General features: G+C 61.9%; 10 protein-coding genes. 8 read left to right on the top strand and 2 right to left on the bottom strand.

Annotated elements, in window-relative coordinates:
* Positions 1 to 25 precede the first annotated feature (25 nt).
* From QFW87_RS11630 to nahK, 4 genes are all read left to right on the top strand, one after another.
* Positions 26 to 832 carry a sulfite exporter TauE/SafE family protein gene (locus tag QFW87_RS11630; RefSeq protein ID WP_283180513.1) on the top strand — a complete coding sequence of 269 codons (807 nt, stop codon included), beginning with the start codon at positions 26 to 28 and terminating at the stop codon, positions 830 to 832.
* Positions 833 to 1,040: 208 nt separating this feature from the next.
* A complete protein-coding gene (locus tag QFW87_RS11635) occupies positions 1,041 to 2,225 on the top strand; it encodes a porin (RefSeq protein WP_283180512.1) in 1,185 nt (394 codons plus the stop codon).
* A gap of 155 nt (positions 2,226 to 2,380) precedes the next feature.
* Positions 2,381 to 3,547: a nitric oxide-sensing protein NosP gene (gene nosP / locus QFW87_RS11640; protein WP_283190557.1), complete on the top strand. Its 1,167-nt coding sequence runs from the start codon at positions 2,381 to 2,383 to the stop codon at positions 3,545 to 3,547.
* Positions 3,516 to 6,113, top strand: a complete 2,598-nt coding sequence (gene nahK / locus QFW87_RS11645; protein WP_283190907.1) for a hybrid sensor histidine kinase/response regulator NahK/ErcS' — start codon at positions 3,516 to 3,518, stop codon at positions 6,111 to 6,113. Before nosP ends, nahK begins: the two co-directional genes overlap by 32 nt.
* Positions 6,114 to 6,273: 160 nt before the next feature.
* Here nahK and QFW87_RS11650 read toward each other — a convergent pair whose 3' ends face one another.
* Both QFW87_RS11650 and QFW87_RS11655 read right to left on the bottom strand, forming a co-directional pair.
* On the bottom strand, positions 6,274 to 6,936 hold the full coding sequence (locus QFW87_RS11650) for a response regulator transcription factor (RefSeq protein WP_283180510.1): 663 nt from the start codon (positions 6,934 to 6,936) through the stop codon (positions 6,274 to 6,276).
* 55 nt (positions 6,937 to 6,991) lie between these two features.
* Positions 6,992 to 7,549 carry a PQQ-dependent catabolism-associated CXXCW motif protein gene (locus tag QFW87_RS11655; RefSeq protein WP_283180509.1) on the bottom strand — a complete coding sequence of 186 codons (558 nt, stop codon included), beginning with the start codon at positions 7,547 to 7,549 and terminating at the stop codon, positions 6,992 to 6,994.
* Between the two features lie 313 nt (positions 7,550 to 7,862).
* Between QFW87_RS11655 and lexA the strand changes: the two genes are divergently transcribed.
* The 4 genes from lexA to QFW87_RS11675 are packed head-to-tail and all read left to right on the top strand — an operon-like array spanning position 7,863 to position 13,594.
* Entirely contained in the window at positions 7,863 to 8,480 is a 618-nt protein-coding gene (lexA, locus tag QFW87_RS11660; protein ID WP_282480381.1) for a transcriptional repressor LexA, read from the top strand.
* Positions 8,480 to 9,097, top strand: coding sequence for a translesion DNA synthesis-associated protein ImuA (gene imuA, locus QFW87_RS11665; protein WP_283180507.1), 618 nt, complete (start codon positions 8,480 to 8,482; stop codon positions 9,095 to 9,097). Before lexA ends, imuA begins: the two co-directional genes overlap by 1 nt.
* A 7-nt stretch (positions 9,098 to 9,104) precedes the next feature.
* On the top strand, positions 9,105 to 10,520 hold the full coding sequence (locus tag QFW87_RS11670; protein ID WP_283180506.1) for a DNA polymerase Y family protein: 1,416 nt from the start codon (positions 9,105 to 9,107) through the stop codon (positions 10,518 to 10,520).
* Complete coding sequence (locus QFW87_RS11675) at positions 10,496 to 13,594, top strand: error-prone DNA polymerase (RefSeq protein WP_283190558.1); 3,099 nt, start codon at positions 10,496 to 10,498, stop codon at positions 13,592 to 13,594. The genes QFW87_RS11670 and QFW87_RS11675 overlap by 25 nt, the downstream gene beginning before the upstream one ends.
* The last annotated feature ends 194 nt before the right edge of the window (positions 13,595 to 13,788 follow it).

Raw genomic sequence — 13,788 nt, forward strand, 5'->3', positions numbered from 1 at the left:
TTTTTTTGCAGATCACGAGTGTTTTATGTTGCTGGCAAGTTTCTTTGGCGTGGTGATGGGGTTGGTACTTGGTTTGACCGGCGCCGGTGGCGGCATTCTTGCGGTGCCGGCCTTGGTGCTGGGGCTGGGTTTGACCATGACCCAGGCTGCACCGGTCGCACTGTTTGCGGTGGGCAGTGCGGCGGCTGTCGGCGCCATTGACGGGTTGCGCCATGGTCTGGTGCGCTATCGCGCAGCGTTGCTGATCGCCCTGCTGGGGGCGATCTTTTCGCCGGTCGGCATCTACTTCGCCCATCAGTTGCCGGAAAAAATCCTGATGATCCTGTTCAGTCTGCTGATGGTCATGGTGGCCTGGCGGATGCTGCGTCGTGAGCGCCAGGACGAGGGTCCAAGCGACCACGGGCACGCCAACTGGGGCCAGAAGAACTGCATGCTCGATCAGCAGACCGGGCGCTTTTCCTGGACCGCCAAATGCACCGCAACCCTCGCGGCACTGGGCGCGGTGACCGGTGTGGTCTCCGGGCTGCTCGGGGTGGGCGGCGGCTTCCTGATCGTCCCGGCGTTCAAGCAGCTTACCGATGTGCAGATGCGCGGAATCGTCGCCACTTCCTTGATGGTCATCAGCCTGATTTCCGCCATCGGCGTGATCGGCGCGTTTCAGGCCGGGGTGCGAATCGACGGTTTGGGCGTGGCGTTTATCGTCGCGAGCATCGTCGGCATGATCATAGGCCGAAGACTTTGCGCGCGAGTACCGGCCCGGGGATTGCAGATTGGCTTCGCCAGCATCTGTGTCGTGGTCGCCGCTTACATGCTGTTTAGAGCGGGCGTCTAGCAAGTACCGGTTCCTGTGGATGCCAGTCCGCTCCACAGGCGTACACCTTAAGTTCCGGGCCTCGTCGACGGACGGTCTTACACCGAACTTGCCGCGCATGACCTGCCACTCCAAAGCACTTCAATACCGCCTCCAAGGCAGCGTATGACGCCGCCGGTCAGCTTTCGATAATCGCCTCCGACATCCAGTCCCCGCTGCGGAGCGCGTCATGCACAACAACAAGAACATCAAGCATCGTTTCTTGCCTGCCTTCATCGCCAGCCTGTCGACCCTCGGTTTGAGCTCAATGGCCGAAGCCGAGATCGTGCTGTACGACAAGGACCAGACCACGTTTTCCACCGACGGCTACATCAACGCCTTCTATGTGAACAGCGATGTGGACCGTGCCGGCGACCAATTCGACCGGAAACAGGCGCGGGTCAAAATGGGTTTTCTGCCTAACTACCTGGGATTCAACATGGGCAAGCAGGTCGATGACCTCAAGCTCGGCGCCCGGTCCTCCTTCTGGGTGACCATCAACGACAGTGAAACCAACGGCACCGACACCGCCATCGACGTGCGGCAGTTCTACGGCACCGTGGCCAACCCGGAGTGGGGCGAAGTGCTGATCGGCAAGGACTTCGGCCTGTTCGCCCGCTCCAACATCCTGCTGGATGAAATGCTCGCCGGTTACGGCCAGGTCAGCGATTCCCTGGGCCTGGTGGACGGTGGCGGGGTGTCGTTCGGCAACATCGGCACGGGTTATCCGTACCCGTTCCCGACATCGCAGATTACCTATCGCACGCCGGTGATGGAGGGCTTGCGGGTGGCCGTGGGGATCATGGACCCGGTGGACACCAACGACAGCAGTCCATTGGGCAAGGCCTATCAGGAGAACCCACGCACCGAGAGCGAGATCACCTATCAGTTCGACGTTGCCGGAGCGAAGATCTACAGCTGGGTCAACGGCAGCTACCAGACGTCGGACAATACCGATTCCACCGTCGAGTCCGTCACCTCCAAAGGCGTCGGCTATGGCGTGCAGGCGAAAATGGGCGGTTTGTCCCTCACCGGCTCCGGCTTCCAGGCCAAGGGCATCAACCCGTTCTTCACCAACAACGCCGGCGAACCGACCCTGCGCAACGTCGACAGCGACGGTTACCTGTTGCAGGGCTCCTACAAACTGGGCAAGAACCGGTTGGCTTTGTCTTACGGCAAGACCAACGACGACGGCAACGGCGTGGTCGGCAGCGGCGCGGACTACGAAACACGCGGCGTCGCGCTGTTCCATGACGTCAACGACAACCTCAAGCTGGTGGCCGAGTACAACCAGTTCGCAATCAACGGCCACGACACCAGCGACCAGAACGAAGACACCGACACCTTTGCGGTGGGGGCTGTGCTGACCTGGTAAGCCATTGGTGGCGACCTTCGCTGCGCGCATCGCGGCGAGGGTCGACACCGTTCTCATCCCATCGAAGCGGCTACCCGCTACCCAAGTAGCATACGTCGCAGCTCACAGGCTTCGTACACTCGAACCTCATACATGCGCACCTGCGGGAGGCGACGATGCAGCAGGTCCAGAGTGATGAAGGTGTGGTCAGTGCAATGTCCCAGGCCACCGATGCCCAACAGGTGGCCCAGGAGCTGGCGCGACAACTGTTGCACCCGCACTTGGGCTTCGTGCTGTTCTTCTGTTCCGCCGAGTACGACTTGCAGGCGCTGGGCCATGCCTTGCAACAAAGCTTCGGCGGCATTCGCCTGGTGGGTTGCACCAGCGCCGGGGAAATCACGCCCTTGGGCTACGGTCGCAACTGCGTGACCGCGGTGGGCTTCGACCATCGGCATTTTTCCATCGACGCCGAACTGATCTCCGAGATGGAGCGTTTCAGCCTGATCGACGCCCAGCAAATGGTCGAGCGACTGGTCGGTGGCTGTCGCAGCAACACCCTGGCGCCGATCAAGGGCAACAGCTTTGCCCTGACCCTGCTCGATGGCTTGTCCAGTCGTGAAGAAATGGTCCTTGCCGCCCTGAGTGCGGCGCTGGGCGACATCCCGCATTTCGGCGGTTCGGCCGGCGACGACAATTACCTGACCCACACCCACGTCTATTTTAATGGCGCGTTTCACAGCGGCGCGGCGGTGGTGGTGCTGGTCAATACCTGGCTGGATTTCGAGGTGTTCACTACTCACCACATCCTGCCGAGAGCGGAAAAACTGGTGGTCACCGGGGCCGACAGTGCCTCGCGCCGGGTCTTTGAACTGAATGCCGAGCCGGCCGCCGAGGAATACGCCCGGCACATCGGTGTGCCGGTGGCGGAGCTCGATCATCGAATCTTCGCCGCGCACCCCTTGGCCGTGCGGATCAACGATCAGTATTACGTGCGGGCGATCCAGCAGGTTCACCCGGACCTGAGCCTGAGTTTCTACTGCGCGGTGGAAAACGGCATCGTCCTCACCGTCATGACGCCCGGCCCAATGCTGCCGAATCTGCAAACCCTGTTCGAAGGCTTGCAGGAGCGCCTCGGCGACCTGTTGCTGACCATCGGCTGCGACTGCTTTCTCAGGCGTCTGGAACTCGAAGATGGCGGCAGTCTGGAGCAGATCGGAACGTTTTTGCGTGACCAGCGGGTGATGGGTTTCAACACCTACGGAGAACAGTTCAATGGCATGCACATCAACCAGACCTTCACCGGGGTTGCCATTGCCCGGGGCCGGTCCCCTGGACACCGTTGAGCTTCAGGCGCAGATCGCCAGCCTGCAGCGCGACAATCACAAACTGCAGCGCATCAATGGTGCGCTGATCGAGCGGATCGAGTCCGGTATCACCCGCGGCAATGATCCCTACGCGGCGTTCCAGCATTCGGTGGTGCTGGCCGAGCAGGTGCGTGAGCGCACCGACGCCTTGAACCAGGCCATGGCTGAACTCAAGTCGGGCAATCACCTGCTCAGCGAGGCACGGCTGCGCGCGGAAACCGCGCATCAGCATTTGATCGATGCGATCGAGAGCATTTCCGATGCGTTTGTGCTGTTCGATGCGGACCAGCGAATCGTCTTGTTCAATAGCCGTTTCAAGGCGTTCTGGGGCAACAGCCGGGTGCGGATCAACGCCGGCATGCGCCTGGCCGAGGTCAAGCGGCTGATGTCCGCCACTGGGCTGTTCACTGAAGAACCGCGCGGGCATGCCGACGAAAACCTGCTCTATCGCCTGCAGGACGGTCGCTGGTTGCAAGTCAGCGAACGACCTACCCAAGAAGGTGGGCGGGTGATCCTGTTTACCGACATTACCGACGTCAAACTCAGCGAAACCGTGCGCCGTGAGCAGGCGGTGGCGCAGAAATCGCATTTGTTGCAACGAGCGGTCGACAACCTGTCCCAAGGCGTGGCCATGGTCAACGCCGAGGGCATTCTGGAGCTATGGAACCGGCGTTTCCTTGAGTTAAGCGGGCTGGCACCGGTGGCGGCCCATCGTCCGTTTGCCGAAGTGATCGCCGACAGCGAGTTGAACCTGCTGACCCCGGCCAGTCGCGATGCAAACGGGCGGCCGGTGCAGGAACGCGAGCAGCGTCTCTACGATGGCCGGGTGCTGGAAATCCGCACCCATCCGTTGCCCACCGGCGGTTTTGTCAACACCTTCACCGACATCACCGAACGCTACCAACACGCCGAAGCGCTGAGCGAAAGCGAGCGCTGGATTCGCCTGATCACCGACCATGTGCCGGCGCTGATTGCCTACCTGAATGCCGATCTGGTCTACGAGTTCACCAACAAGGTGTATGAAGAATGGTACTGCTGGCCTCGGGGCGTGATGCTTGGGCAGAGCCTGCGCGAAGTCCACAGCGAACAGCATTACCAACGCCTGGAAGCCTACGTGGCCCGGGCCCTGGCCGGTGAGAGCGTGACGTTCGAGTTCGCCGAAACCAACATCAACAACCAGGAACGCTACATGCTGCGCTCCTACGTACCCAATCGCCTGGCCACCGGGGAAGTGGTGGGGATTTTCGTGTTGATCCGCGACATCACCGAACGCCGCCGCACCGCTGAAGCGCTGCACCAGGCTTATCAGAATCTTGAGTTACGTGTGCGCGAACGCACGGCGGAACTGACCACGCTCAACGACCAATTGCTGCGCGAGATCGACGAGCGTCGGCGAGCGGAATCTCGTCTGCGCGAAGCCAAACTCGAGGCCGAGCAGGCCAACCTGTCCAAGACCAAGTTTCTTGCCGCCGTCAGCCATGACCTGCTGCAACCGCTCAATGCCGCGCGGCTGTTTACCAGCGCGTTGCTCGAACGGCGGGAGCCGGTGGCCAATGCGATTTTGGTACGAAATGTCAGCAACTCCCTGGAAGATGTGGAGAACCTGCTGGGTACGCTGGTGGACATTTCAAAACTGGATGCCGGGGTGATCAAGGCCGACATTGCGCCGTTCGCCTTGAGCGAATTGTTGGAGAACCTCGCGGCCGAGTACACCCAGGTGGCTCGCAGTGAAGGCCTGGAGCTGCATTTCATCCCGTGTTCGGCTCTTGTGCGCAGCGACATTCAGTTGCTGGCGCGGATTCTTCGAAATCTGTTGAGCAACGCCATTCGCTACACCTACAGCGGTCGTGTTGTTCTCGGTTGCCGGCGTCATCACCAGCGTCTGTCGATTGAGGTCTGGGACAGCGGCATGGGCATCGCCGAAAACCGCCTCGAGGAAGTTTTTCAGGAATTCAAACGCGGTGATGTACAGCGTCCTGATCAGGATCGCGGTTTGGGCCTGGGCCTGGCGATCGTGGAAAAGATCGCCGGGATTCTTGGTCACCGCATTCACGTGCGTTCGTGGCCGGGCAAGGGCTCGATGTTCTCGGTCGAAGTGCCGCTCAGCGCCACGGCACCCAAGGCGCTACCGAGCCTGCTGATGAGTGAACCGATGCTTGAACGTCTGCGTGGCGCGCGGGTGTGGGTGCTGGACAACGACGCGGCCATTTGCGCCGGCATGCGCACGTTGCTCGAAGGGTGGGGGTGTCTGGTGGTCACGGCACTGTCGGAGCAGGACCTGGCGCGGCAAGTGGACAACTATCACGAAGAAGCAGACTTGCTGATCGCCGACTATCACCTGAATGACGATCAGAACGGCGTCGATGCCGTGGCCCGGATCAACGCCCGTCGCGGCTCGGCCATTCCGGCGATGATGATCACTGCCAACTACAGCAATGAACTCAAACAGCAGATCCGCGAACTGGGCCACACCCTGATGCACAAACCGGTGCGGCCGATGAAGCTCAAGACCGCGATGAGTCACTTGCTCGGTCAATCCCGATAACCTGAGCCAATCCTGAACCTGTAGCAGCTGGCGAAGCCTGCGTTCGGCTGCGCAGCAGTCGTAAATACAGGCGGCGCGGTCTTCCTGACAAACCGCGGGGTCTGAATTCACGACTGCTGCGCAGCCGAACGCAGGCTTAGCCAGCTGCAGAAGGTGCGTTTCAGCGCCGCAAATACGATCCGAAATCAATATCACCGGCACTCAAAATCGCCTGCACCCGGTTGTGCACATTGAGTTTGCGCAGGATGGCCGAGACGTGGGCCTTGACCGTGGTTTCGGCGATTTCCAGGGTGTAGGCGATCTGTTTGTTCGACTCGCCCTTGGTCATGCGTTCGAGTACCAGCAACTGCTTGCGGGTCAAGGCCTGGAGCAGTTCAGGTGGAAAGCTCGGGGCATCGTTCATGCGCCTTGTACCGCATTTTTGTGTGCGGATGATGTCCGGCGGCAAGTAGACATTGCCGTTGAGAATCTGCTGGATGGCCTCGGTCATCTGCAACCGTGGCGAGGATTTGGTGATGAAACCCACCGCGCCGTAAGTGATGGCTTGCAGCACGACTTGTTTGTCCTGTTCGGCCGAGACGATCACCACCGGAATGGTCGGCGCCTCGTTGCGCAAGTTGATCAGGCCATTGAGGCCGTGCATGCCGGGCATGTTCAGGTCGAGCAGGATCAGGTCCAGGTCGTCGTGTTCCTGCGTCAGCACCAGGGCGCTGTCCAGGTCGGCGGTTTCCATCACTTCGCTGCCGGGGAAACCGTCGCTGATGACGTTATGAATGGCTTCGCGAAACAGCGGGTGATCGTCGGCAATCAGAATTTTGTACATAGCCTTTCACCTCATTATTTTGATTAGGGTGTGGCAACAACTCGCACGCGTAAGGTCAGGGGAAGGGCTCGGGCTGGGCGGGCGTTACGGGCAGGTTGGCGGCCTGCCAGGCGTCCAGGCCGTCGCGATACCAATAGAGCGTCTTATAGCCCATGGCGGCGGCGCGCTTCACGGCGTTCCAGCTCAGCCAGCAATCGGAGCGGCAGTAGAAGACCAGCGGTTGCGCGAGATCACCTGCGGTCAATGTGTCCAGCTTACGCGCAAAATAGTCCTGCCAGTCGGGCGTCAGGTCACCGTCGCCGGTATTGGCCAGCCAATGGCTGCCGGGGAGGTTTTCGTGGGGCTGGTCCTCGATGAAACGTCCTTGCAACCACTGGCGGCGGTAGACGTCGATCAGCACCGGACGCGGTGTTTGCGCCAGCAGGATTTGCAGGGCCGCGGTATCGATGATGCCGGCGCCCTGTATTTGATTCGGGGTCGGGCTGCGGTACAGACCGATGCGATAGCCGTCGGCGGAGAACAGCGGTGTTTCGGCCTGCGCGACGCCCAGCAACAGGCTCAGCGATAGCGCAGCGAGAGAAGGGCGCAGCAGACGACGTCGGGCACGCGGCATGGGGTTCAATCCTTATAGTTATGAACCTATTACATGCCAGTCTCGGTGCGATTGGAATGCGACGATAGACAGGGAAACCAGTACTAAAGTAGTAATTTCACCTGTTTCGTGCACCTGTCCTGTAGTCAACGGAGATCAAATGTGGGAGCGGGCTTGCTCGCGATATAGGCGGTGTGTCAGTCAACGTAAATGTTGAATGTTGAACCGCATTCGCGAGCCCGCTCCCACATTTAATCGGTGTTTACCTCAGGTTGTGTGGTCGACCAGTCAGCTGACTGGCGGTCCTTGCCAGAAAAAAGCCAAAAGAGTACAAATGTACTCCATGACGACTTTAACTCCCCGCCGTACCGCCATCCTGACCTTTATCCGCGATCGAATCGCCGAGCATGGCCAGTCCCCGAGCCTCGCTGAAATCAGTGAGGCGTTCGGTTTCGCCTCCCGTAGCGTGGCGCGCAAGCATGTGCTGGCGCTGACCGAGGCCGGTTTCATCGAGGTCAATGCGCATCAGGCCCGGGGCATTCGTTTGCTCGGGCAGCCGGCGCGGCCTGAGTTGCTGGACATTCCGGTACTCGGCCGGGTGGCGGCGGGTGCGCCGATCGGTGCCGATGCCGAGGTTCACAGCCGCTTGCTGCTCGACCCGTCGATCTTCTCGCGGGTGCCGGATTACATGCTGCGGGTCCAGGGCGACTCGATGATCGAGGACGGCATTCTCGACGGCGATCTGGTGGGCGTGCACCGCAATCCCGAGGCGGTCAACGGCCAGATCGTCGTCGCGCGACTCGACGGCGAAGTCACCATCAAACGTTTCGAGCGAGTCGGCGAGGTTGTCCGATTGCTGCCACGGAATCCGGCCTATAAGCCGATCATCGTCGAAGCCAATCAGGACCTGGCCATCGAAGGGGTGTTCTGCGGTCTGGTGAGGCAAGGGTGATGGGCGCCGTCGTTGCGCTGGATACGCTGTTCAATGGCGGCCAGGTCTGGAAGGGCCGGCCTGCGCCACCGGCCGTCAGCCCCCAACCCACCGGGCATGCCGCGCTGGATGCGGCGTTACCGACGGGCGGTTGGCCGGAAGCGGCGCTGACCGAAATCCTTTTGGCCGGGCAGGGCGTCGGTGAATTGCAACTGGTGTGGCCGGTGCTGGCGCGGTTGTCCGCCGCGGGCGAGCGCATCGTGCTGGTGGCGCCGCCTTACGTGCCCTATCCCCAGGCCTGGCAGAACGCCGGGGTCGATCTGCGCCAGTTGTCGATCATCCAGGCCAGCGAGCGCGATGCCTTGTGGGCAGCGGAACAATGCCTGCGTTCGGGCAGTTGCGGCGCAGTGCTGTGCTGGCCGCACAAGGCCGATGACCGGGCGTTGCGGCGCTTGCAGGTGGCGGCGGAAACCGGCTCCACCCTGGCGTTTGCCTACCGCTCGATCAATGAGGCGATCAACCCTTCGCCAGCGGCGCTGCGCATCGCCATCGATGCCAGACCTGCGCAATTGCGCGTGCTCAAGTGCCGGGGTGGGTTGGCGCGTTCGGCGCCGATTGCCTTCCCCGTGGGACATTGAGGTTGCCATGCGCTGGGTCTGCATTCTCTTTCCGCAATTGGCGCTGGACGCGGTACTGCGTCAGCGCGCCGATCCCGATGAGCCGCTGGCGCTGCTGACCGGTCCGGCCCTGCGTCGGGTGTTGCAAGCGGTCAACGCTTCGGCGCGGGCGCTGGGCTTGCGCCCGGGCCAGTCGATGACCGCCGCCCAGGCCTTGAGCAAAGGGTTTGTCACGGCCGAATACGACGCTGCCGAGATCGAGCACTGGCAGCAGTTTCTGGCCGCCTGGGCTTATCGATTCAGTTCACAAGTCAGCGTGCATTACCCGCGTGCGGTGGTGTTTGAAATCGAGTCCAGCCTGGGATTGTTCGGCGCCTGGCCGCAATTCGAGGCGCGGTTGCGGGCCGAGCTCGGCGAGTTGGGGTTTCGCCATCGGATTGTTGCCGCGCCCAACCCGGTGGCAGCGCGGGTGTTGGCCAACGCGTATGACGGTCTGGTGGTGCCCGACGACCAAGCCTTGCAACATTATCTTGGGCAGTTGCCCATCGACCGGATCGGGCTGGAAACCAGCGTCGCCACGGCGTTGTCGCGCATGGGGCTGCGCACTTTGAGTCAGGTTCAGGCGTTGCCTCGCCATAGTCTGGCCCGGCGTTTCGAGGCTCAGGTGCTCAAGCATCTGGACGCCTTGCTCGGGTTACGGCCGCTGGCGCTGACGTTCTACCTGCCGCCGGACCGCTTCGATGTGCGCATCGAACTCAACTTCGATGTCCAGTCCCATCAGGCGCTGCTGTTTCCGTTACGCCGATTGACCGGTGACCTGTCGGCGTTTCTTTGCGGTCGGGACAGCGGCGTGCAGCGTTTTGACCTGCACCTGGAGCACGCCGGGTTGCCGGACACCGTCATCAAGGTCGGCCTGCTCAGCGCCGAACGTGATCCGGCGATGCTCTTTGAACTGGCCCGGGGCCGGTTGGAGCACGTCCAGGTCGAGGCCCCGGTGCGCGGTTTTCGCCTGCGCGCCGAAGACTTGCCGGCCTTCGTTCCCCAGTATCAGGAGCTGTTCGACGACCGCCCGCAGCAATCCTTGCCGTGGGAGCAACTGCGCGAACGCTTGCGCGCGCGGCTGGGGGATGACGCGGTGCAGGCCTTGCGGTTCCAGGCCGATCACCGGCCGGAATGCGCGTGGCAGGCCAGTGTCGACAGTCAGCGCTGTGCAGGGCTGCCTGCCGTGCAACGTCCGGGCTGGCTGCTGACTGAACCGCTGGCGGTGCACGAAGGTTCGACGCGTATCCTGATGGGGCCGGAACGCATCGAGTCCGGTTGGTGGGACGGCGCCGATGTGCGTCGCGATTACTTCCTGATCGAAACCCGTTCCGGCCAGCAGGGCTGGGCCTATCGTGCGGTCGGTGAGGACGGCCCGTTGTGGCTGCAGGGGTGGTTCGCATGAGCATCGATTACGCCGAACTGCACTGCCTGTCGAACTTCAGTTTCCAGCGCGGTGCTTCCAGTGCCCTCGAACTGTTTCAACGGGCGAAAAAACACGGCTATCAGGCCTTGGCAATCACCGATGAATGCACCCTGGCCGGTATTGTCCGCGCCTGGCAAGCAGCCAAATCCGTGGAGCTGCCGCTGATTATCGGCAGCGAAGTGCGGATCGAGAACGGCCCGAAACTGGTGCTGCTGGTGGAAAATATCGAGGGCTACCAGACCCTGTGCCGACTGATTACCCGAGCCCGACGCCGCACGCAGAAAGGCCAGTATCAAGTGCTGCGGGAAGACTTCAGTGAGCCCTTGCCGGGGCTGTTGGCGTTGTGGGTGCCGGACGCGGTCGATGACTTCGAACAGGGCCACTGGCTGAAACAGACCTTCGCCGAACGCCTGTGGCTGGCCGTCCAGCTGCATCGCGGCCAGGACGATACCCGACGGTTGAACGAGCTGTTGATGTTGGCGAGAGAGCTGCGAATCCCGGCAGTGGCCAGCGGCGATGTGCACATGCACGCTCGTGGGCGGCGCGCCTTGCAGGACACCATGACCGCGATCCGTCATCACGTGCCGGTAGCGGAGGCCGGGCTGCGTCTTCATCCCAATGGCGAGCGGCATGTGCGCAGTCTCGATGCTCTGCAATCGATCTATCCGCAAACACTGCTCGACGAAACGCTGAACATCGCCCGGCGCTGCACCTTCGACCTCGGTCAGTTGCGTTATCAATATCCCCGGGAGTTGGCGCCAGAAGGCGAGACCGCCACGTCCTGGCTGCGTCATCTGACCGAGGAGGGCATCGCGTGGCGCTGGCCAAAAGGCCCGCAGGCCCAGGTGCTGACGCAGATCGACAAGGAATTGGAGCTGATCGCCGAGCTGGGCTACGAAAGCTATTTCCTGACGGTTCACGACATTGTGCGATTCGCCCGTGAGCAAAAAATCCTGTGTCAGGGCCGTGGTTCGGCGGCCAACTCCGCAGTGTGCTTTGCCTTGGGCATCACGGAAATCGATCCGGATCGCACCACGCTGTTGTTCGAGCGCTTTCTTTCCAAAGAGCGCAACGAACCGCCGGACATCGACGTCGATTTCGAACACGAACGTCGTGAAGAAGTCTTGCAGTACGTGTTCCAGCGTTATGGCCGGACCCGCGCGGCGCTCACAGCGGTGGTCAGTACGTATCACGCGGCCGGCGCGGTGCGTGATGTGGCCAAGGCCTTGGGTTTACCGCCGGATCAGATCAACGCCCTGGCCGATTGCTGTGGCCACTGGAGTGATGAAACACCGCCCGTGGAGCGCCTGCTTGAAGGCGGGTTCGATCCCGAGAGCCCGGTGCTGCGCCGGGTGCTCAGCCTGACGGGGCAGCTGATCGGTTTCCCCCGACACCTGTCCCAGCACCCCGGCGGTTTCGTGATTTCCGAGCAGCCTCTGGACAGCCTGGTCCCGGTGGAAAACGCCGCCATGGCCGAGCGCACCATCATCCAGTGGGACAAGGACGACCTCGATGCCGTCGGGCTGCTCAAGGTGGATATTCTGGCGTTGGGCATGCTCAGTGCGATCCGCCGTTGTTTCGATCTGTTGCGTCGTCATCGCAATCGGGACCTGAGCCTGGCGACGATCCCGGCCGAAGACTCGCAGACCTACGACATGATCGGCCGTGCCGACACCATTGGCGTGTTCCAGATCGAGTCCCGGGCGCAGATGTCGATGCTGCCGAGACTCAAGCCCCGGACCTTCTATGACCTGGTGATCGAGGTGGCGATCGTCCGTCCGGGGCCGATTCAGGGCGGGATGGTGCATCCGTACCTGCGACGCCGAAACAAGGAAGAACCCGAGATCTATCCGTCCCCGGCACTGGAAACCGTGCTCAAGCGCACCCTGGGCGTGCCGTTGTTTCAGGAACAAGTGATGCAGATCGCGATTGTCGCCGCCGACTACAGCCCCGGCGAGGCCGATCAGTTGCGCCGCTCCATGGCTGCCTGGAAACGCCACGGCGGACTAGAACCGCACAAGGATCGTCTGGCCGCCGGGATGAAGAAAAACGGCTACACGGCCGAGTTTGCCGCGCAGATTTTCGAGCAGATCAAAGGCTTCGGCAGTTATGGTTTCCCCGAGTCCCACGCCGCCAGTTTCGCCTTGCTGACCTACGCCAGTTGCTGGTTGAAATGCCACGAGCCGGCGGCCTTCGCCTGTGCGCTGATCAACAGCTGGCCCATGGGTTTCTATAGCCCGGACCAGATTCTGCAGGACGCGCGCCGGCATCATTTGCAAATTCGCCCGGTGGACGTGCGCGCCAGCGACTGGGATTGCAGCCTCGAACCGATCACCGGTGCCCAGCCAGCGATTCGCATGGGTTTACGGATGATCAAGGGCTTTCGTGAGGACGATGCCCGGCGCATCGAAACGGCGAGGTCGAAGGGGGCGTTTATCGACATTGCCGACCTCGGCGAACGGGCGCGACTCGACGCCCGCGCCCAGGAACAACTGGCCGATGCCGGTGCGCTACGTGGCCTGGCGGGTGACCGTCATCGGGCGCGCTGGGAAGTGGCGGGTGTGCAGAAACAGCTCGGCTTGTTTGCCGGTCTGCCGAGTCAGGAGGAGGGTGCGGTGTGTTTGCCCAAACCCACCGTCGGCGAGGACCTGCTAGCCGATTACAACAGTGTCGGCACCACGCTCGGTCCGCATCCGCTGGCGTTGTTGCGGGGTGAATTGAAAGCCCGGCGCTGCCGCAGTTCGAAGGAACTGCTGGAGGTCGAGCATGGGCGACCGGTCAGCGTCGCCGGTCTGGTGACCGGTCGACAACGCCCGGGCACCGCCAGTGGTGTGACCTTTGTCACCCTTGAAGATGAGTTCGGCAACGTCAACGTCATTGTCTGGCGCGACCTGGCCGACCGGCAGCGCCAGGTGTTGGTTGGCTCGCAATTGCTCAAGGTCGACGGGCGCTGGGAAAAGGAAGGCGAAGTGCGGCATTTGATTGCCGGACGGTTGAGCGATTTGAGCCCGTTGCTCGACGGCATCAGTGTGCGCAGCCGGGATTTCCGCTGACCTGTGGCGAGGGGCTTGCCCCCATAGAGTTAATTTGATGCGCCAGCCAATGCGTTGACGTCAAAAGTAAAATAAGCACTGTCCTCAGTGATGGCACTTTGGCATAATGCCGGCCGCCGACGTCCCGCACGTCGATTGTCGATTTGAATCCCCCTCGCTTTTTTGCCGCTGCAACCCGCAGTGGCTGGCTATTG

The sequence above is a fragment of the Pseudomonas sp. PMCC200344 genome (genome assembly GCF_030053095.1).
In the GTDB taxonomy this organism is placed as follows: domain Bacteria; phylum Pseudomonadota; class Gammaproteobacteria; order Pseudomonadales; family Pseudomonadaceae; genus Aquipseudomonas; species Aquipseudomonas svalbardensis.